This is a genomic window from Streptomyces sp. 2323.1 (assembly GCF_900221035.1).
GTDB lineage: Bacteria > Actinomycetota > Actinomycetes > Streptomycetales > Streptomycetaceae > Streptomyces > Streptomyces sioyaensis.
Genome location: NZ_LT907981.1, coordinates 3,926,721 through 3,946,491 on the forward strand (window position 1 = coordinate 3,926,721; position 19,771 = coordinate 3,946,491).

Below are 19,771 nucleotides of genomic sequence, written 5' to 3' on the forward strand. Positions count from 1 at the left end.
CGAGGCCGCGGGTCCAGGGACCCGCGGCCTCGGAGGAGGTCGTACGACGGCTCACAGCGCCTTGCGGAACTCCTCCGCGGCCTGGAGGAACAGGTCCATCGCCGGGCTCTCGCCGATCGTCACCCGCACACCCTCGCCGGGGAACGGCCGCACCACCACGCCGGCCCGCTCACAGGCCGCCGCAAAGTCGGTCGTCCGGTCGCCCAGCCGCAGCCAGACGAAATTGGCCTGCGTCTCGGGGACCGTCCAGCCCTGCCCGAGCAGCCCCTCCACCACCCGCGCCCGTTCGGCCACCAGCGCATCGACCCGCTCCAGCAGCGCCGCCTCGCTGCGCAGCGACGCCACCGCCGCCTCCTGCGCGAGCTGGCTCACACCGAAGGGCACCGCCGTCTTGCGCAGCGCGGCGGCCACCGGCTCGTGCGCCACCGCGAAGCCGACCCGCAGCCCCGCCAGGCCGTACGCCTTGGAGAAGGTGCGCAGCACACACACATTGGGGCGGTCCCGGTAGAGGTCGAGGCCGTTCGGCACCTCGGCATCGCGCACGAATTCGCAGTAGGCCTCGTCCAGCACCACCAGCACGTCGCCCGGCACCCGGTCCAGGAAGGACTCCAGCTCCGCACGGCGTACGACGGTGCCAGTGGGGTTGTTGGGGTTGCAGACGAAGATCAGCCGGGTCCGGTCGGTGATCGCCGCGAGCATGGCCTCCAGGTCGTGCACCTCATCGGAGTCCAGCGGGACCTGCACAGACGTGGCGCCGGAGACCTGGGTGACGATCGGGTACGCCTCGAACGACCGCCAGGCGTAGATCACTTCATCGCCGGGCCCGGCCGTCGACTGGATCAGCTGCTGGGCCACGCCCACCGAACCGGTGCCGGTCGCCAGATGCTCCAACGGCACCGAGAACCGCTCGGACAGCTCCGCCATCAGGCCCGTGCAGGCCATGTCCGGGTAACGGTTGAAGGAGCCGGCGGCGGTCACCGCGCTCTCCAGGACACCCGGCAGCGGCGGATAGGGGTTCTCGTTGGAGGACAGCTTGTAGGTGACGGGGCCGCCGGCCGCCGCCCGCCGGCCCGGCTTGTAGGTGGGGATGCCGTCCAGCGCAGTACGCAGCTTCGGGGTCTTCTCGCTCACCGCAGGTCCTCCTCGACCGTTGCGCTCGTCTCCAATACTGCACACCTTATGAGGATTGACCCGTTCGGCGGCAGCCCGCCGCCGCCGGACCGCCCGCGCCGCCCCTGGCCCCCTCACCCGGACAGCCCCGCGCAATGCCGTCGAAGGGCGCTGCCCGATCCGGTGCGCGCCGGTGGCTCGCGCCGTGGCGCGCGTCCCCCGTCAAGGTGACTTGAGGCCACTCCGAGACCTCAACCGACCGACAGGTAAAGCCGCCGTATCTCCCCCGGAATCACTGCCTCCCTTACCAACTACCTGCGAACTAAGCCTACTTGGCGGCAATCCGCCATGCAGAAACGTGTCTTTCCGAAGCCGTCACCCGAGCCCCGTGAAGGGCTCTCATGAGCCCTACTATCGGCTCGCCATGACAGCAGCAGGGAAGCACCAGGTGAGCCGGTCAACCGGTCGCCGGCTGGGGCGGGCGGGCATCCGGGACGTGGCCGCCGCAGCCGGTGTGTCGATCACGACTGTCTCCGACGCGCTCAACGGCAAGGGCCGGCTTCCGGATGCCACCCGTAGCCATGTCCGCGAGGTGGCCGACCGGCTGGGCTACCGCCCGTCCGCAGCCGCCCGCACCCTCCGTACCGGCAAGTCGGGCCTCCTCGGCCTGACCGTGACCACGTACGGGGATGAACCTTTCACCTTCACCGAATTCGCGTACTTCGCCGAGATGGCCAGAGCCGCCACCTCCGCGGCCCTGGCCCGCGGCTATGCGCTGGTCATCCTCCCCGCGACCTCCCGCCACGACGTGTGGTCCAACGTCGCCCTGGACGGCACCGTCGTCATCGACCCCGCCGACGGCGACCCCGTCGTCACCGAGCTCGTCCGGCACGGCATCCCCGTCGTCTCCGACGGCCGGCCCGGCGGCGCCCTGCCGGTCACCGGCTGGGTCGACAACGATCACGAGGCGGCCGTCCTCGGTCTTCTCGACCATCTCGCCGACGCCGGCGCCCGCCGCATCGGGCTGCTCACCGGCAACACCACCGACACCTACACACGGCTGTCGACCACCGCCTATCTGCACTGGTGCGAGCGGGTCGGCCAGGATCCGGTGTACGAGTCCTACCCGGCACACGACCCGTGCGCGGGGGCGGTCGCCGCCGACCGGCTGCTGGCCCGCCCGGACCGCCCGGACGCGGTCTACGGGCTCTTCGACCCCAACGGCACGGATCTGCTCGCCGCCGCCCGGCGCTACGGGCTGCGGGTGCCGGAGGACCTGCTGCTGGTGTGCTGCAGCGAGTCCACTCTCTATGCGGCCACCGAGCCGCCCGTCACCACACTGTCCCTCAAGCCGCGCCGTATCGGCACCGCCGTCGTCCAGATCCTCATCGACGCCATCGAGGGGCTCGACACCGGCCGGCCCATCGAACAGGTCATACCGACCGACCTGATCATCCGGGCCTCGTCCCAGCGACGCTCTCCCAGAACGACCGTCAGTCCACCACGGGCACCCACCGGCGACTGATCTTGATCGCACATACGGAGGACCTAACGCTCCCTTGCGCACGGAAAAAACAGGGCGATCCCGGGAGAAATCCGCCGCGAACGCCGGGCTCCGGCGGATTGACCACCCCCGGGTGCGTCACAACCCGCTACCGGCATTCCTATGATGGGCGCACGACACCGCGGACCGCCGTCGACCAGGCAAAGGTCCGAGAGGTGCACGGCGGCGCGACGGTGGAGGGGTCGATGACTCAGGGGGCCAGTCAGGGACCCATGGTGTGGACCATGGCGGGAGAAACTCCGGCGTCTGTACCGCCGCCCGGAGTGCCCTCCGGCATGTCCGCCGGGTCCCCCGTGCCGCCGGCCGGCCCGCCGCTCCATCTGCCCGCCGGCTCCCCGGCCGCGCCGCCTGCCGCGCCCCCCGTGGTGCCGCCCGCCGCCCCGCCGGCCGACCTGCCCGAGGAGTACACGCCGACCGCGCGTGACCTGCCCATCATCGAGCCCGGCCGGACCGAGACCCTGATCGACCGCCCGGCCGTCGTCCCGGTACCCGAACCGGCCCCGGACCCCGACGCGCCCGACGGCATGGGCCCGTTGTACGTCGTCGGCGATGTGCACGGCTACTACGACGAGCTGCGCGAGGCGCTGGCCGCCGAGGGCCTGATCGACGCCGACGGCAGCTGGGCGGCCGGCAATGCCCGGCTCTGGTTCCTCGGCGACTTCACCGACCGCGGCCCGGACGGCATCGGCGTCATCGACCTCGTCATGCAGCTCTCCGCCGAGGCCGCGGCCGCCGGCGGCTACTGCAAGGCCCTGATGGGCAACCACGAACTGCTGCTGCTGGGCGCCAAGCGATTCGGCGACACCCCCGTACAGTCCGGTGCCGGCACCGCCTCCTTCCAGGCGGCCTGGCTCCTCAACGGCGGCCAGAAGACCGACATGGACCGCCTGGAGGACCACCACCTCCAGTGGATGGCCCGGCTGGACGCCGTGATGGAGGAGGACGGGCATCTGCTCGTGCACTCCGACACCACCGCCTACCTCGATTACGGCGACTCCATCGAGGCCGTCAACGACACCGTGCACGACGTGCTCACCCGCAGCGAGGCCGACGAAGTCTGGGATCTGTTCCGCAAGTTCACCAAGCGCTTCGCCTTCCGCGACGAGTCCGGCTCGCAGGCCGTGCGGGAACTCCTCGACGCCTACGGTGGCGACCGCGTCGTCCACGGCCACAGCCCGATCCCGTATCTGCTGGGCGAGGTCGGCGCGGAGGACGGCGAGAGCGAGAGTGTCGCGGTCGACGGTCCGCATGTCTACGCCGACGGTCTGGCCATCGCCATGGACGGCGGTATCACGATGGCCGGGAAGCTGCTGGTAGTTCAACTTCCTTTGGCCGGCTGAGCGTTATCGGTTCAGCCGGACACCCACCGGGAGGCCGGAGGCCAGGAGGGAAACCGGGTGACGACACGGGCGGAAACCGGTCGCGGCATTACTCAAATTCCGCAAACTCTCTGTCACGCCGCGCCGGAGTCGCTCTACCATCGGTCTATCCGTAGCAGGCTCTCCTCCGTTTCCGCCCACTACCCGGCCCACGCCGGCCGTACGGCCCTACGGAGCATCGGGGGATCCATATGAACAGCGCTCCGCACCTGCTGAACGAGGACCGCGCGGAATTTGCGCGCATCCTCGATGAGGCGCTGCGTACCGCCGAATACCGCCCGGGCGACCTCACCGGCGCCGCGGGAAAACAGCTCAGCACCGAGCAGTTGCGCGCGATGGCGCTCAGCGCCACCACCGCCATCGCCGCCTGCGCCACGGCCGAATATCAGCGCTATGTGGAGCTCCGCGCCGAGACGCGCGCGCCGACGCGTGCATCGTCGGCGGCCGGTACGGCCGGCGAGGAGCCGACCGGGGCCGCTGACGGGGGTGCCGGACCGGCCACCGCCGCCGCGCTGGACGAGGCCGAAACCACCGGCGCCGGGCTGACCGCCATGATCGCCGTGCTCGCCCCGGTCCTCGCCGGCATCGCCGCCGTCCTCTTCCTCCTCATCGGATATGTGCTGAGCGCCATCAGCCCCGACAAGTCCCTGGCCCGGCCGCTGATCAGCGTCGGCTGGATCTTCGCGGCGCTGACCGCCGCGGGCACCCTCGTCGCGATGGGCGGCCTGCTCGTCACCGCGCTGCGCAACGGCTCGTCCGCCCAGACCGCCGGAGCCGATGACGTGGGCGAGGCGCTGCAACTGGCCCGCGAGGCCTGGCGCAGCGCCCTCCTGGAGCGCGGGCTGCTGCCGTTTCTCCGTGAGGCCCTCGCCGACCCCGCGGCCACGCCGGACGACGACCCCACCCGCTACGTCCCCCGTCGGACCACCTCACCCGAGAGCCGCATCCCGACTCTCGGCTACACCCGCCCCGAGTTCACCAGCCCCGACAGCGGCTCCTCCGGCTCCCGTCCGCGCTACTCCAGCCCGGACTTCACCAGCCCGGAATACGGCGGGCCGGATCACCAGCCGGAGTAGGCCGCGCCGGGAGGGGCCGCGCCGGGCCGGAATTGCCTCGCGCCGGAACAGGCCGCAAGCCGGAACAGGCCCTGCCAGGAGGGGCCATGCGGGATTGCCCGCACCGGACAGGCCGTACCGAACAGGCCCTGCCGATACGGGCTTCGGTGCGGCGTCCGTCCCGACACCCGGGGCCGTCGGCGCCCGAACCGCCCCCGGCAGGAACGCCGGAAGCGCTGTCCGGGCGGGAATCAGGAGGTTCCCGCCCGGACAGCGCGGCCTGCGACGCCGGGTCAGTCGGCCAGCGGCAGGTACACCCGGTTCCCTGCGGCGGCGAACTCCTTGGACTTCTCCAGCATCCCCGCCTCGATCTCCTCGGGCGTCGCGTCCGCTTCCCCGCCGAACTGCTCGGTGATGCTCCGGCTGATCTTCATCGAGCAGAACTTCGGCCCGCACATCGAGCAGAAGTGCGCCGTCTTCGCCGGCTCGGCAGGCAGCGTCGCGTCGTGGAACGCGCGGGCCGTGTCCGGGTCGAGGGCCAGGTTGAACTGGTCCTCCCAGCGGAACTCGAAGCGGGCGTCGGAGAGGGCGTCATCCCATTCCTGGGCGCCCGGGTGGCCCTTGGCCAGGTCCGCCGCATGGGCCGCGATCTTGTACGTGATCACGCCGGTCTTGACGTCGTCGCGGTCCGGCAGGCCCAGGTGCTCCTTGGGCGTGACGTAACAGAGCATCGCGGTGCCCCACCAGGCGATCATCGCCGCGCCGATACCGGAGGTGATGTGGTCGTAGGCGGGCGCGATGTCGGTGGTCAGCGGGCCGAGCGTGTAGAACGGCGCCTCTTCGCAGATCTCCTGCTGGAGATCGATGTTCTCCTTGATCTTGTGCATCGGGACATGCCCGGGGCCCTCGATCATCGTCTGCACGCCGTGCCGCTTGGCGACGGTGTTCAGCTCGCCGAGCGTATGCAGCTCCGCGAACTGCGCCTCGTCGTTGGCGTCCGCGATGGAGCCGGGGCGCAGCCCGTCACCGAGCGAGTAGGTGACGTCGTAGGAGGCGAGGATCTCGCAGAGCTCCTCGAAGTGCGTGTAGAGGAACGACTCCTTGTGGTGCGCCAGGCACCACGCCGCCATGATCGAGCCGCCGCGGGAGACGATGCCGGTCTTACGGCGGGCCGTGAGCGGGACGTAACGGAGCAGCACGCCGGCGTGCACCGTCATGTAGTCGACGCCCTGTTCGGCCTGCTCGATGACGGTGTCCTTGTAGATCTCCCAGGTCAGCTCCTCGGCCTTGCCGTCGACCTTCTCCAGCGCTTGGTAGAGGGGGACGGTGCCGATGGGGACGGGGGAGTTGCGCAGCACCCACTCGCGGGTGGTGTGGATGTTGCGGCCGGTGGAGAGGTCCATGACCGTGTCGGCGCCCCAGCGGGTCGCCCAGGTCATCTTCTCCACCTCCTCCTCGATGGAGGAAGTGACCGCCGAATTACCGATGTTGGCGTTCACCTTCACCAGGAAGTTCTTGCCGATGATCATCGGCTCGATCTCCGGGTGGTTGATGTTCGACGGCAGCACCGCGCGCCCGGCCGCGATCTCGTCGCGCACGAACTCGGGGGTGACCTTCTCGCGGACGGCGACGTACTCCATCTCCGCGGTGATCTCCCCGCGCCGCGCATAGGCGAGCTGGGTGACCGGGGCGCCGTCGCGGCCACGGCGCGGCTGGCGGGGGCGGCCCGGGAAGACCGCGTCGAGGTTCTTGAGGCCGCCGCGCGGCGAGGTGTGCTTGAGGCCGTCGTCCTCCGGCCGCATGGGGCGGCCCGCGTACTCCTCGGTGTCGCCGCGGCCGATGATCCAGTTCTCGCGCAGCGGCGCCAGGCCGCGGCGGACATCGGTTTCGATATTGGGGTCGGTGTATGGCCCTGACGTGTCGTAGAGCGTCACGTCCTTGCCGTTGGTGAGGTGCACCCGCCGGACCGGGACCCGAAGGTCCGGGCGCGATCCGGACACATAGCCCTTGTGCCAGCCGATCTGCGGCTCATTGCGGTCGTTGGCACCGTTTTCGGGCGTGCGTGCATCCTGCAGAGTCATATGACCCAACTCCCTACGCCGGCATTACCCGGTAACAGGTTCGGCGGTCGACGCAGCGGCTCCCGTCCATGGGCGTTTCACGTGAAACGCCGCTGGGACGAAGGTCAGCGCCCTCTCAGCCCGGTGCTCCGAGCTCCCGCGATTGCAAAGGTGGCACCACGGTAGCGGCCGTTCCGCCGCGGTGAACAGGGGGCCCGGACTTCTTGCGATGATCGGGCGGTGCCTCCTCACGAGTCCCACCACCACTCCGCCCCGCACTCCCATGGCCATGGCCACGGCCCTGCCGCGCCCGTCTCCCGGCATCTGCGCAAGGTCATCGCGGCGGTGCTGATCCCCTTCGCGGCCGCGGTGGCCGTCGGTCTGCTCGTGCTCTGGCCGGGCGGTGCACCACCCCACAAACCATCCGGTGTCGGCTTCGACCAGCCGACCGAGCGGGCGAGAGTGACCAAAGTGGCGGAGGTGAACTGCGCGGACGTCCATGCCGAGCAGCAGCCCCAGCCGCCGTCGCCGGGCGGGCAGCCACCGACCGGGGGAGCGGCGGCCAAGGGCAAGCCCTGCCAGCAGGCGACGATCGAGGTCACCACGGGGGAGAACGCCGGGCGCACCTTCAAGACGGTGGTGACGCCGGACGCCCTGCGCCACTACACCACCGGCCAGGACGTGGTGGTGGCGTACTCCCCCAAGGCACCGAAGGATCTGCAGTACTCGGTCAGCGATGTCGACCGGTCGCTCCCGATGTGGGTGCTGGCGGCGATCTTCGCCCTCGCTGTGGTACTCGTCGGCCGGCTGCGCGGCGTCCTCGCGCTGGTGGCGCTGGCGGCCAGCTTCGTGGTCCTGACGCTGTTCATCCTCCCGGCGATCCTGCAGGGCTCCAACCCGCTGGTGGTGGCGGTGATCGGGGGCAGCGCGATCATGCTGATCGCGCTGTATCTGTGTCATGGGCTGACGGCTCGCACGTCAGTAGCCGTACTCGGCACCCTGGCGTCACTGCTGTTGATCGGGCTGCTCGGGTCGGTGTTCATCAACTGGGCACTGCTGACCGGCAATACGGACGACACCACCGGGCTGGTGCACGGCCTCTTCCCGGACATCGAGATCCGCGGTCTGCTGCTTGCGGGGATCATCATCGGGTCGCTCGGCGTGCTCGACGATGTGACCGTGACACAGACCGCCGCGGTCTGGGAACTCAAGGAGGCGGACCCGTCGGCCGGCTGGCGCAAGCTGTACGGCGCCGCGATGCGGATCGGCCGGGATCACATCGCGTCCGTCGTCAACACCCTCGTGCTGGCCTACGCCGGCGCGGCCCTGCCGTTGCTTTTGCTGTTCTCGATCGCACAGAGCAGCGTCGGCACGGTCGCCACGAGCGAAGTGGTCGCGGAGGAGATCGTCCGCACACTGGTGGGCAGCATCGGGCTGGTCGCCGCGGTACCGCTGACGACGCTGCTGGCGGCACTGGTCGTCTCCGCGGACCGCAAGGAGCGGGGCGTGGCCGGGGTCGCCGACAGGCCGGGAGACGGAGAAGGCTCGGGAGTCCGTGCGCATACCGGGGAGCCGATTGCCGCCGGGGGGTCGATGGACGCCAAGGCCGGCCCGACGAGGCGGCGCGGGGGACACGGCAGGCGCCGCAAGCGGTGAGGGTGACTGCAGGCGGGACAGGTGCGCGGCACAGGCGGGCAGGGGCGGACAGGTACGCAGGATGACCTGCGTACCCGCTGTGGCCCGGCTTGGACGGTCGGTGCGGGGGCGGAGTCGAGGGTGGATGCCGGGGCGGAGTCGATGTGGGCGCCGGGACGGAGTTGGGGGCAGGCGCGGGGGCGGGTCAGCCGGCCGGGGCCTCGGTGAGGATCCGGTCCAGTACGGCCTCCAGGGTGTCGCAGACCTCTTCCTTGCCGAGCGGTACGAGCCGGTCCGTACGGTCCAGGAAGGCCACCAGCGGTGCCGCGCTCACCCGGAACAGCGCACGCTCGGAGCCGACTTGAAGGCTGATGAACACGTCGCTGAGGTGCTCGGGGGAGGCCGGCTCGATACGCACATCGCCCTCGCCGGACGGTCGGCTCAGTCCGTCCAGCAGCAACTCCCGGCCGAACGCCCAGGTCACGGGTGCATCGCCGGGCAGATCGAAGGTGAGGCGGACGGCAAAGGGATCGGCGCTGGCGAAGTCCAGCTCCACCGGAATCCGGAACGCAAGCTCATCCGAGACGACGAAGCTCATGATCACTTCTGCCTGAACTGTGTCGGTCATCAACCACTGCCCCGCACTTGATCGGAGATGGCCGGGAAACATCCCCCGTAGCCCTATTGGCGCCATCGTCTGCCACGTGCCAGCAGATCACAAGGAGTGAGTTTTCAGATACTGATAGAGAAGGCGAGTGTCGTTAGTGTCGCCTCCGCCATTTTTCGTAGTCGGTCTGTAACGGACCGCAATCGATGCAGTTCGTCCGCGGGCAGGGAAATCGCCAGCGCAGCAGCGGCCGCCCCGACCTGAATGGGGATGGCTGCGCACACCGTGCCAACGGCATATTCCTGACGCTCATAAGCGACCTGACCGCGACGCACTGTATCCAAGCGGTGCAGCAAATCGTCCTCAGTTCGCACAGAAAAGGGCGTTATCGACTGGACGGGATAGCGCGCAAGATGCTCCTTCCTTGTTGCCTCGTCAAGCTGCGCGAGCAGGCATTGCCCCATCGCGTGAGCGTGAGCTGTGGTGCGGAAATCGACCCACTCCTCCACGGGCGGCCGCTCCGGATCGTCGGTGACCGCCACCACCTCGACTTCACCCTCGCGGTAGACAGCGAAGTAGACGGCGGCACTCAACTCCCGCCCGGCCACCGCCAGGGCTTCGGAGATCTGCGCCCGTTGCCGGCGCCCGGCCCCGGCCCGGCCGATGGCCTCGGCCGCCGCGCCGAGGACGAACACGCCCTGCTCGCGGTGCAGATAGCCCTCGTGCGTCAGGGTCCGCAGCAAGTGGTAGGTCGTCGGCAGCGGCAGCCCGGTTTCCCTGGCGAGCTGCTTGGCGGGCGCACCGCCGGGATGCGCGCCCACCGCCTCCAGTAGCCGGAGCGCCCGCTGCACCGATCCGATCAAGGTGGGATGAGAAGCGGATTCGCCATTCACGACTGACAACGCCAACCCCCAGATCCGCTCGCAGTGGGGCACGGGGGCCCCGGTCGCGGGACCCACTCCCGCGACCGCGCGCGCCTCCCGGGGTCCCCGCGATGACGCCCGGGCCGGTCTCGCCTCACGCGAATTTCCGGAATGCCACCATCCGGAAGACGCCTGCGCGCCGCACTCTAACTCGGCCGATCCGGGCGGTAAGGGGGAATTCAGGGAGTTACCTCACCTGGTGCAGGTGTGGACTTGAGTGGGCGGGATTGTTTCGACATCGAATCGATTGCGCCACTCTTGGGCGATTTGGGGCGGTGCCGATCGGACGTGATGGGTGTTGGTGAGTCGTTGGTGGCCGGTCGGTGTTGGTGAGTCGGTGGCGGCCGGTGGGTGTTGGTGAGCTGTGCGGGGGGCAATGGGACGGCCCGCGCGGGCCTAAGGAGTCAGCCGTCAGCCGTGTGAGGCATGGTGCGACGCGCGGGCCGTGGGGGGACGGGCGGGGCCGGACGAAGGGGGTCAGGTCGGCCCGTCCCATTCTGCGGCCTACCAGTCGCTCTTCGACGAGGACGAGGACGAGCCGGCGAACCTGCGGACCAGGTAGATGGCCCCGGCGATCAGGGCTGCCGCGATGAGGACCTTGAACAGCAGGCCGATCAGGAAGCCGAGCGCGGTGGCAATCAGTCCGCCGAAGACAACGATCAGGATGACGGGCACCACGACCCAGGTGACCCACCACGGAAGCCCTGTGAATATCCCCTTACCAGCCACTGCTCTGCCCTGCTTTCTGTCTGTCGCGCTGTCGCTGTGTGCACCGCGCTATCTGTCCGTTGCGTGGTCTGTCTGCTGCGCCGTATGTCGCGCCGAGGGTTCGTTCCGCGTGCTGCGTGTCGGCCGCCGCCCGCTTCCGTTCCCTTCCACCACGATGCTAGGACGCGGACCGCTGCCGTGGGGGCCGCGCAGCCCCCACCCTCCCCTGACCCTTCCCCTACGGGTCCCGGGGCCCGTCCCTTAGCTCTCAGGAGGAGAGAAGACCACCATCACCCGGAGGTCCTCGCTGATGTGGTGGAACTTGTGGGGCACCCCGGCCGGTACGTAGACCACGCTGCCGCGCGCCACCGACTCCGTCTCCGTCCCGACGGTGATCGCCGCGCGGCCGCTGACCACGAGATACACCTCGTCCTGGGAGTGCGGCTGCTGCGGATCGATACTGCCCGCGTCCAGCGCATACAGCCCGACCGACATGTTGCGTTCCCGGATGAACTGCAGATATGCACCGTCGTTCGCGGCCCGCTCCGCTTCCAGCTCATCCAGTCGGAAAGCCTTCATGCCGTTCGCACCCCTCGATAGTTCAGAATCGTCTGCGACGATCTCACCATGAAGCATTTTCTGGTCAAGACGATCGCCAACGCCGCGGCGCTTGCCGTGGCCATCTGGCTGCTCAAGGACATCACGCTCACCGGTGAGAACACCGGCCGCAAAATACTCACCCTGATCCTGGTCGCCCTGATCTTCGGGCTGGTCAATTTCATCGTCAAGCCCGTGGTGAAGCTGCTCTCCTTCCCCCTCTTCATCCTCACCCTCGGCTTGATCACGCTGGTCGTGAATGCCCTGATGCTGTTGCTCACCTCCTGGCTCGCCGGCAAGGCAGACCTCGCCTTCCATGTGGGCGGCTTCTGGACGGCACTGCTCGGCGGCGTGATCATCTCCATCGTGGCCTGGGCGATGCACGTGATCCTTCCCGACGAGGACTGACCTTTGAACGCCCCGTTCCGTATCTGCTTCGTGTGTACCGGCAACATCTGCCGGTCGCCGATGGCGGAGTCCGTCTTCCGCGCCCACCTCGCGGAGGACGGACTCGACGGCCTGGTCGAGGTCGACAGCGCCGGCACCGGCGGCTGGCACGAGGGCGACGGAGCCGACCCGCGCACGGTCGCCGTACTGCGCGCGGGCGGCTACGCACACGCCCACACCGCCCGGCAGTTCCGCGCCTCCTGGTTCGACCGACTCGACCTGGTCATCGCACTCGACTCCGGCCATCTGCGCACGCTGCGCAGCCTGGCCCCCACCGAGCAGGACGCCGCCAAGGTCCGCCTGCTGCGTTCGTACGCCACGGGCGCGGCGGACGCCGGCCCGGGGGAGCCCCCCGGCCTCATCTCCGACTCCGACCGCACGGGTGACCTGGACGTACCCGATCCGTATTACGGCGGCTTCGCCGGCTTCGAGGAGTGCCTGGAGATGATCGAGACCGCGAGCGAGGGCCTGCTGGCAGCGGTCCGTACCGCGCTCACGGCCCGCGCCGTGATCCCGGCCCGCGCACCCGGGGCCGACGCCCCGCGCGAGGCGCGGGACCCACACCGGTCGCGCCCCAAGGAACGCGCATGACGGGCGACGGCACCCGCGTCGTACGGGCCGGGCTTCCGGAGCCCGAGGCATACGAGCCGACGCTCCCCGGGCCGGTGTTCGCGGCCCACTACCACCTCCCTGGCGATGCCGTCGGCCCGTATACGTACGGCCGCGACGCCAACCCGACCTGGACCCGTCTGGAACAGGCCATCGGCGAGCTCGAATCGCCGGACGAAACCGCCCATACCGTCACCTTCGCCTCCGGCATGGCAGCCATCACCGCTGTCCTCTTCTCACAACTGCGCACCGGCGACGCCGTGGTGCTCCCCAGCGACGGCTACCAGTTGCTGCCGGCCGTCCAGACCCGTCTGGAGAGCTACGGCATCGAGGTCCGTACGGCGCCGACCGCGCATGATGCACAGCTCGATGCCCTGGACGGCGCCCGGCTGCTGTGGATCGAGTCACCCTCCAACCCCGGCCTCGATGTCTGCGATATCCAGCGGCTGTCCGACGAAGCCCACCGTCGCGGCGCGCTGGTCGCCGTCGACAACACCCTCGCCACCCCGCTCGGCCAGCGGCCGCTCGAACTCGGCGCGGACTTCTCGGTGGCCAGCGGCACCAAGGCGCTGACCGGCCATGGCGATGTCCTGCTGGGGTACGCCAGTACCCGTGATGCCGCGCTGGCCGATGCCGTACGGCTGTGGCGCAAGACCGTGGGCGCGATCCCCGGCCCCATGGAGAGCTGGCTCGCACATCGCTCGCTCGCCACGCTCGCGCTGCGCGTCCGCCAGCAGTCGGCGGGCGCTCTGGCGCTGGCCGCCGCGCTGGCCGACCGACCCGAGGTCACCGGCCTGCGCCACCCCGGGCTGCCGTCCGACCCGTCCCACGCGCTCGCCGCCCGGCAGATGCGCCCGGGCCGCTTCGGCTCCGTGGTGTCCTTCACGCTGCCCGACAAGGCCTGCGCGGAGCGGTTCCTGGCGGCGCTGACCTTGGTGGACGACGCGACGAGCTTCGGAGGCGTGCGGTCCAGCGCCGAGCGTCGGGCCCGTTGGGGCGGCGACGCGGTGCCGGAAGGCTTCATCCGCTTCTCCGTCGGCATCGAGGAGCCGGAGGATCTGGTCGCGGATGTCACGCGGGCACTGGACGCAGCCACGCAGAACTGATCCAACCGACCGGGATGAACTGCACAAACAGCATGAACTGCACGTGGCGGAACGGCTCGAACGAAACGAGTGAGCCTTACGCCCGGCACGGCTGAAGGACAGGAGAAGGCCGGCAGGGTATCCCCCCTCGTCACCCTGCCGGCCTGCGGTTCCACGTGGCTCGAGCCCACGCGTTTCACGTGAAACCAATTGTTCCACGTGAAACCACCGCTCGAACAAGGCTAGTTGACTGTGCGTCAGTGTCCAATCACGCTAGCGACACAGCCCTATCGACAAATTTATAGTTGGCCCGCGACCAGGCTTCCGAGGGGCGCAGGAGGTACGCGATGGATCTGGCTCTGCTGCGCACCTTCGTCACCGTGCACCGAGCCGGCTCCTTCACTCGCGCCGCGGCCTTACTCGGCCTCTCCCAGCCTGCGGTGACCAGCCAGATCCGGGCGCTGGAACGCCAGTTGGGCCGTCCGCTCTTCCTCCGTTACGCCCGCGGCGTCACCCCCACCACCATCGGCGATGAACTCGCGCACAAAGTGGCGCCGCATCTGGACGCGCTCACCGAGATCACCGAGGCCGGCCTGGACCGGGACTCCGTCACCCGCACCCTGCATCTCGCCGGCCCCCCGGAGTTCCTCGCCGAGCGCGCGCTGCCCGCGCTGACCCCGCTGATCGCCCAGGGCCTGTCCATACGCACCGCCTTCGGCTCCGCGGAGGAACTGCTGACCGGCCTGTCCTCCGGCCATCACGATCTGACGGTCACCACGGCCCGGCCCCGCGGCGGACTGCTCACCGCCACCCCGCTGTGCGACGAGGAGCATGTACTGATCGCCGCACCGCCATGGGCGGACCAGCTGGGAGGCCCTGCGGTACTGCACGCCGGGGGCGTGCGGGTGCTGGATCCCGTACCGCTCGTCGAGGTCCACGAAAGCCTGCCGCTGATCTCCCGCTACTGGTCCGCGGTCTTCGACGCCAAGCCCGCTGCCTCAGCCGCCGTGATCGCTGCCGACCTCCGGGCGGTGCTGTCCTGCGTGACGGCCGGTGCGGGGATCGCCGTACTGCCCCGCTATCTGTGCGCCGACGCGCTGGACAGCGGCGAGGTCGTCGCCCTGCTCGACCCGCCGGTGCCTCCGCTACGGACCTACTTCCTGGCCGTACGGAACGGGACGCTCGGGCTGCCGCATATCGCGCGGGCGCATGAATGGCTGCTGCGGGCCGCGATCGCCTGGTGAGCGAGCACCGGGTTTCACCAGGCCTCGACTGCGGCACATGTCCCCTATGAACGTACGGCCAGTCGTCAAACGCACCGCCCGCGCGATTCTGCTCGACGGCGCGGACCTCGTTCTCATCAAGCGCACCAAGCCGGGCCGGGCACCGTACTGGATCACTCCGGGCGGCGGTGTCGAGCCCGAGGACGCCACGGTCATCGACGCCCTCCACCGCGAGCTGGACGAAGAGCTGGGCGCGAAGATCAAGGACGTGGTGCCGGTCTTCGTCGACACCGTCGAGCACTTCAGCGACGGCGGGGTGGACGGCGTGAAGGTGCAGCACTTCTTCGTCTGCCGGCTCGATTCCATGGACCTCTCCCGCCGGCACGGCCCCGAGGTCGACGAGCCCTGCGGGGACTACGAGATCGTGCGGGTGCCCTTCACCCGCGTCGGCATCGCCTCCGTCGAGGTCGTACCGCTGTCGCTACGGCACTACCTGGACGGCAACATCGAGGGCGTACGGGCGATGCACGCCCCCGACCTGGGCTGACGAACCACGGCGCCGGCTCAGGCGTCGCGTCGGTCGAACCATCCGCGGAAGGCGGGGTCGTCCTCCACGGGCTCGCGGGGCCGGGCCCGGGCGAGCACCCGCTCGACCCGGTCGAGGAACTCCGCATTCAGCTCCTCGACGACATCCTCCCGGCCGGCCACCCGGGGCCCGGCGCCGGAGGCCGGACCGGCCTGTGCGGCACGGGACGAGGCGGCGGGCACCGGAGCCGCGTCCTGGTAGGCCGCGTCCTCGATGTCCTCGTGCAGTCCGCCACGGAGGTGTTCGTTACAGTGCGCCGCACGCTGGAAGGGCGGCCGCTCACCCGCCTCGGCCGCCGCGCCGAAGAAGTCCCCGCCCTTGCGCTTGACGTCGTCGGTGCCCCAGGCCCGCGCCCCGCGCTGCTGCGCCGGGACCTTCTGCAGATGCGGGATGTGCTTGGCACAGTGGATGTACGCCTCTTCGACCTCGACCGTGACCCACAGCTGGGCGCGCCGCCCGGGGATCGGGTCGACCGGGAGACCGTCGTGGTGCGCCCGCATCTGCTCGTCCATGACGACCCGAGCGCGTCCGTTGATGTGCAGCCCGATGCGGTCACGAGTGAAGTCGATCATCAAGATGCCCAGGCGCGGGTTCTCCGACATGTTGCCGATGGACGCCATGACACCGTTGCCACGGTATTCCGGGTACGCCAGCGTCCGGGCGTCGAGCACCTGGACGAAACCGGGCGGCCCGGCCCGGAACGTCGAGTCGCATTCGCCGTGCCGGTCGGCCGTGGCCAGGAAGAACATCTCCTGGCGGGCCACGAACTCCTGCATGCGGACGTTGAGATGGTCCAGGACCTGGTCCCCGTAGAAACGGTCTGCGCGCTCGGTGGTACCCAGCCTCTGCTGCACCAAATGCTCGCCGTCGCTCCCGGGGCGTTCCTGCTGCGCCATGCCCCACCTCTCCCCTGTTGGACCAGATTCGCGCTGCGCTGCCAAGGCTTCAGTCTCCTGCTGCGACCAGCTCTTCCACGGAGTCGTGCCGTATGCGGTCGGCCGGGACGCCGACCCCCACCAAAGCGTCCACACCACTGCGGATCAACCCCGGCGGCCCGGAAAGATATGCGTCGTATTCCCGGTACGGCCCGTATTGCCGTACTGCATCCGGAAGTTGTCCGGTTTCGCTGCTCGTCCCGCCACGGGCCGGGGGTCCGGTGGCGACGACCGGTCTCACGGAGAGCCAGGGATGGGCCTGTTCCAGATTCAGCATGGTGTCGAGGTCGTAGAGGTCATGGTCGCTGCGGGCGCCGTAGAACACCTCCACGGGGCGGCGGATGCCGTGTTCCGCGACATCCTCGACCAAGGCCTTCAGGGGCGCGATGCCGGTGCCGCCGCCGACGCACAGCAGACCGCTGCGCGTGGTGTGGTCGACGGTCATCGAGCCGCCGGGTGCACCGAGCCGGATGACGTCGCCGGGACGGGCGCGGTGGACCATGGCGTTGGAGACCCAGCCGGCCGGCACCGCCTTCACGTGGAACGAGAGCAGGCCGTCGGAGCGCGGCGCGGAGGCAAAGGAGTAGTGCCGCCAGACCCGCGGCCACCAGGGGGTTTCCACGCTGGTGTACTGGCCCGCGAGGAACGGGTAGGGCTGGTCCGGGCGGACCGTCACCACCGCGATGTCGGGGGTGCGCAGCTCGTGCGAGACGACCTCGGCCTGCCACCACGCGGGGGCCACGGCCTCGTTCGCGGCCGCCGCATCGATCATGATCTGTGAGATCGCGGTGTAGGCGCGCACCCACGCGGCCTCGGTCTCCGGCCCCCAGCTGGACGTCGCATAGCGCCCGAGCGAGGCGAGCAGGCATTCGCCGACCGCCGGGTAGTGGTCGGGCAGGGTGCCGTATTTGCGGTGACCGCGGCCGAGGTTCGAAAGATAGGCAGTGAGCACCTCGCCGTTGTCGACATGCTGGGCGGCGGTGAGCAACGCCTTGAAGAGCCGGTCGCGCTGGGTGTCCATCGAGGCGGGGAACAGCGCCCGCAGATCGGGGTACTGGACGAAGAGCAGCGCATAGAAGTACGAGGTGACCTTGTCGGCCACCGGCTCGATCTCCGCCATGGTGCGACGGATGAGTACCGCGTCGGGAGAGGCGGGTGTGGCCGGGGAGGCCGAGGCCCGCAGTGCGTCGAGGGAGGTCTCGGGGGCGGGAGCGGCGGGAGCGGCGGGACGCGCCTTGGGGGCGAAGGCAGCAGCAGCGGGGGCTTCGTTCTGGCTGGCCGGTGCCTGGGCGGGCGGTGCTTGGGCGGCAGGTGTGCGGCCAGTCGGTTCCTGGACGCGGGGTGCCTGGGTGGCCGGGGTCCGGACAGGCGGTTCCTGGGAGGCCGGGGTCCGGACAGCCGGTTGCTGGACGGGCGCGGCTCCGGTGGGGGCGCTTTTCGCGGGCGCCTGCGCCTGCGTGGCGCGGGCCGATTCGTGTACGGGCTCGGGCTCCGGTTCCGGGGCGGACACCCGCTCCCAGACCGGCCAGCTGCCCTGGAACGGATCGGGCGCCGCGGTGGGCGTGGGCTCGGCCTCGTGGCGCGGCGCCGGGTAGGCGGAGGCGGCGTACCCAGGGGCCGCGGCGGGCTGTCCCGGATGGGCAGTTGCTGCGGGGCGCTCGGTGGAGGAGGGGGTGGCGTGCTGCCGGGCCGCCTCGGCGGGCCGCGGCTGCGCGGCCTGCGGCGGCTCCGTGTCGCGCTCGCGCTCGGCCGCGGTGCCTACCGGCCGGATCGGATTGACCGGACGACTGGGTATGTGCTCCCGGTCGTTCGGCTCCGCTCTTTCCTGCCACTCATGGCGATCTCTGTACTCGCCGCGGTCGTGGGGTGCACTCCGCTCGTCGGTTTCGGCCCGGCCGTCCTGGCCCTGTTGCCGGTCCTGGCTGTTTTCCCGCTCCTGCGGTTCTCCGGAGGACTTCTTCGCCGACGGAGTGAACCAACCCCAATCGCCACTGTTCCCGCCGGAAGAGCCGTTATCGGCCGACGTGGTGGTCGGAGCGTCCATGGTCTGCCTCGCCTCGAACGTCTTTCGGTTGTCTTCGCACTTCCATGATCGGAACTGCCCGGAATTCCCCCGCCCTGCCCCGGAATTGTTAATCGACTCAAGCGATTCCGGCAACATCCTCCAAAGCGGACAAATCTCACGTCCTCGCGACAATGCGGAGCAGATGCCGCGTCAGCAGCATGCCACCCCTGCTCACCCACCGGACAAATTGCCGGAAGTCTGGGTATCGAGGGCTACTTCGCCGCTAGGCTGACGAGCTTTGCCCGGCCTTCGTGCACTCGCGGAAGCCTTGACTCCGCCAAGCCGGAGTCGACCATACCGGCAGCGGTTGAAACCACAAGACCTGATCTTGAAGCACACCGCGCGGCCCTGCGATATCGGTGATCCTTCCCACAGAGCGCATTTTCAGCGGATACATCGGGTCATGCCGTCGGCGAAGTCAGAATTACCGGCCGGTACGGATCAGTTCGTACGGACCAGTTCGTATGCCTCACGCAGATCACGTCCCACGTACGCATATGAGGCCAGGTCACTGACATGGTGATCCGCATTCACGGCAACGGACTGCGGAACTGCCGCGAACAGTTCGGTGTCCGACATGGAGTCGCCGTATGCGACACAGTCGGCCCGGGTCAACCCGTACTGCACACAGAGTTCATCCGCGATCTGCACCTTCGCCGCCGACGAGAGGATGCCGGCCGGGTCCACCGCCTGTCGGATGGGCACCGCGGGCCAGCGTGAGCCGTGCGTCGTGTCGGCGCCCCAGGCCAGCAGCCGTTCGACGAAGAAGGCCGGCGACAGGGAGATCACCGCGCACCGTTCGCCGCGCGCCCGGATGTCCGCCCAGACCTCCTGGATTCCGGTCAGCCAGGGTGCGCCCTCGAAGGCCGCGGCCAGCTGAAGTTCGGTGAGCTCGGCGGCCCACAGTTCACATGCCCGCTGTGCGAACTGCACGGGCGTCAGCTCACCCGCGGCAAATCCCCGCTCCAGCTCGGCGATCTCCCGCTCCAGCCCGAGCCGGCGGGAGATCTCGACGGCGGCCGCGGACCCGTAGAGCAGGGTCCCGTCCATGTCGAACAGATGCAGCTTGCTCATGCCCCGGAGCCTAAGGGCGCTGCCCGGCGGAAGGCGCGGAGGGAACCGGGGATGGCTACGACCGGCTGCTACGACCGGCGCGTACGGTCCAGGAACAGGTGGCCGCCGG

Annotated in this window: 18 protein-coding genes; 9 read left to right on the forward strand and 9 right to left on the reverse strand. The window is 69.7% G+C overall.

The window, feature by feature from the left end; genetic code table 11:
* Positions 1–51: 51 nt before the first annotated feature.
* Positions 52–1,131 carry a histidinol-phosphate transaminase gene (hisC, locus tag CPH93_RS16655; protein WP_096213322.1) on the reverse strand — a complete coding sequence of 360 codons (1,080 nt, stop codon included), beginning with the start codon at positions 1,129–1,131 and terminating at the stop codon, positions 52–54.
* A 403-nt stretch (positions 1,132–1,534) separates the two neighbouring features.
* On the opposite strand from hisC, the gene CPH93_RS16660 reads away from it, so the two are divergent.
* The 3 genes from CPH93_RS16660 to CPH93_RS16670 all read left to right on the forward strand — a co-directional run bounded on the left by CPH93_RS16660 (position 1,535) and on the right by CPH93_RS16670 (position 5,129).
* Entirely contained in the window at positions 1,535–2,635 is a 1,101-nt protein-coding gene (locus CPH93_RS16660) for a LacI family DNA-binding transcriptional regulator (protein ID WP_093484204.1), read from the forward strand.
* 224 nt (positions 2,636–2,859) lie between these two features.
* On the forward strand, positions 2,860–4,014 hold the full coding sequence (locus tag CPH93_RS16665; RefSeq protein ID WP_256331977.1) for a metallophosphoesterase: 1,155 nt from the start codon (positions 2,860–2,862) through the stop codon (positions 4,012–4,014).
* 230 nt (positions 4,015–4,244) lie between these two features.
* On the forward strand, positions 4,245–5,129 hold the full coding sequence (locus CPH93_RS16670) for a hypothetical protein (RefSeq protein WP_173909827.1): 885 nt from the start codon (positions 4,245–4,247) through the stop codon (positions 5,127–5,129).
* Positions 5,130–5,401: 272 nt separating this feature from the next.
* Here the strand turns inward: CPH93_RS16670 and thiC are convergent, their stop codons facing one another.
* On the reverse strand, positions 5,402–7,189 hold the full coding sequence (gene thiC / locus CPH93_RS16675) for a phosphomethylpyrimidine synthase ThiC (protein ID WP_093484201.1): 1,788 nt from the start codon (positions 7,187–7,189) through the stop codon (positions 5,402–5,404).
* Positions 7,190–7,408: 219 nt separating this feature from the next.
* On the opposite strand from thiC, the gene CPH93_RS16680 reads away from it, so the two are divergent.
* A complete protein-coding gene (locus CPH93_RS16680; RefSeq protein ID WP_173909828.1) occupies positions 7,409–8,824 on the forward strand; it encodes a YibE/F family protein in 1,416 nt (471 codons plus the stop codon).
* Between the two features lie 184 nt (positions 8,825–9,008).
* Here the strand turns inward: CPH93_RS16680 and CPH93_RS16685 are convergent, their stop codons facing one another.
* The 4 genes from CPH93_RS16685 to CPH93_RS16700 form a co-directional block, all read right to left on the reverse strand.
* Positions 9,009–9,431, reverse strand: a complete 423-nt coding sequence (locus tag CPH93_RS16685) for an SsgA family sporulation/cell division regulator (protein ID WP_040898836.1) — start codon at positions 9,429–9,431, stop codon at positions 9,009–9,011.
* Between the two features lie 104 nt (positions 9,432–9,535).
* On the reverse strand, positions 9,536–10,273 hold the full coding sequence (locus CPH93_RS16690; RefSeq protein WP_231977382.1) for an IclR family transcriptional regulator: 738 nt from the start codon (positions 10,271–10,273) through the stop codon (positions 9,536–9,538).
* Positions 10,274–10,837: 564 nt separating this feature from the next.
* The gene (locus tag CPH93_RS16695; RefSeq protein ID WP_040898840.1) at positions 10,838–11,062 is read right to left on the reverse strand and encodes a DUF5326 family protein; all 225 of its coding nucleotides are present in this window, start codon (positions 11,060–11,062) and stop codon (positions 10,838–10,840) included.
* Positions 11,063–11,302: 240 nt separating this feature from the next.
* Positions 11,303–11,620: a cupin domain-containing protein gene (locus CPH93_RS16700; protein WP_093484200.1), complete on the reverse strand. Its 318-nt coding sequence runs from the start codon at positions 11,618–11,620 to the stop codon at positions 11,303–11,305.
* A gap of 48 nt (positions 11,621–11,668) precedes the next feature.
* Between CPH93_RS16700 and CPH93_RS16705 the strand changes: the two genes are divergently transcribed.
* The 5 genes from CPH93_RS16705 (at position 11,669) to CPH93_RS16725 (ending at position 15,549) form a co-directional block, all read left to right on the forward strand.
* Entirely contained in the window at positions 11,669–12,046 is a 378-nt protein-coding gene (locus tag CPH93_RS16705; RefSeq protein WP_006604375.1) for a phage holin family protein, read from the forward strand.
* A gap of 3 nt (positions 12,047–12,049) precedes the next feature.
* Positions 12,050–12,676 carry a low molecular weight protein-tyrosine-phosphatase gene (locus CPH93_RS16710; RefSeq protein WP_096213324.1) on the forward strand — a complete coding sequence of 209 codons (627 nt, stop codon included), beginning with the start codon at positions 12,050–12,052 and terminating at the stop codon, positions 12,674–12,676.
* Complete coding sequence (locus CPH93_RS16715; RefSeq protein WP_096213325.1) at positions 12,673–13,800, forward strand: cystathionine gamma-lyase; 1,128 nt, start codon at positions 12,673–12,675, stop codon at positions 13,798–13,800. Before CPH93_RS16710 ends, CPH93_RS16715 begins: the two co-directional genes overlap by 4 nt.
* Before the next feature lie 326 nt (positions 13,801–14,126).
* Positions 14,127–15,023 (forward strand): LysR family transcriptional regulator, encoded by an 897-nt coding sequence (locus tag CPH93_RS16720; RefSeq protein WP_093484197.1) that lies wholly within the window; start codon positions 14,127–14,129, stop codon positions 15,021–15,023.
* 46 nt (positions 15,024–15,069) lie between these two features.
* The gene (locus CPH93_RS16725) at positions 15,070–15,549 is read left to right on the forward strand and encodes an NUDIX domain-containing protein (protein ID WP_006604379.1); all 480 of its coding nucleotides are present in this window, start codon (positions 15,070–15,072) and stop codon (positions 15,547–15,549) included.
* Between the two features lie 17 nt (positions 15,550–15,566).
* Here the strand turns inward: CPH93_RS16725 and CPH93_RS16730 are convergent, their stop codons facing one another.
* From CPH93_RS16730 to CPH93_RS16740, 3 genes are all read right to left on the reverse strand, one after another.
* On the reverse strand, positions 15,567–16,484 hold the full coding sequence (locus CPH93_RS16730) for a pyridoxamine 5'-phosphate oxidase family protein (protein WP_173909829.1): 918 nt from the start codon (positions 16,482–16,484) through the stop codon (positions 15,567–15,569).
* A gap of 49 nt (positions 16,485–16,533) precedes the next feature.
* Complete coding sequence (locus CPH93_RS16735) at positions 16,534–18,567, reverse strand: globin domain-containing protein (RefSeq protein WP_096213326.1); 2,034 nt, start codon at positions 18,565–18,567, stop codon at positions 16,534–16,536.
* Between the two features lie 462 nt (positions 18,568–19,029).
* Positions 19,030–19,662: an HAD family hydrolase gene (locus CPH93_RS16740; RefSeq protein WP_096213327.1), complete on the reverse strand. Its 633-nt coding sequence runs from the start codon at positions 19,660–19,662 to the stop codon at positions 19,030–19,032.
* Positions 19,663–19,771: the final 109 nt, after the last annotated feature.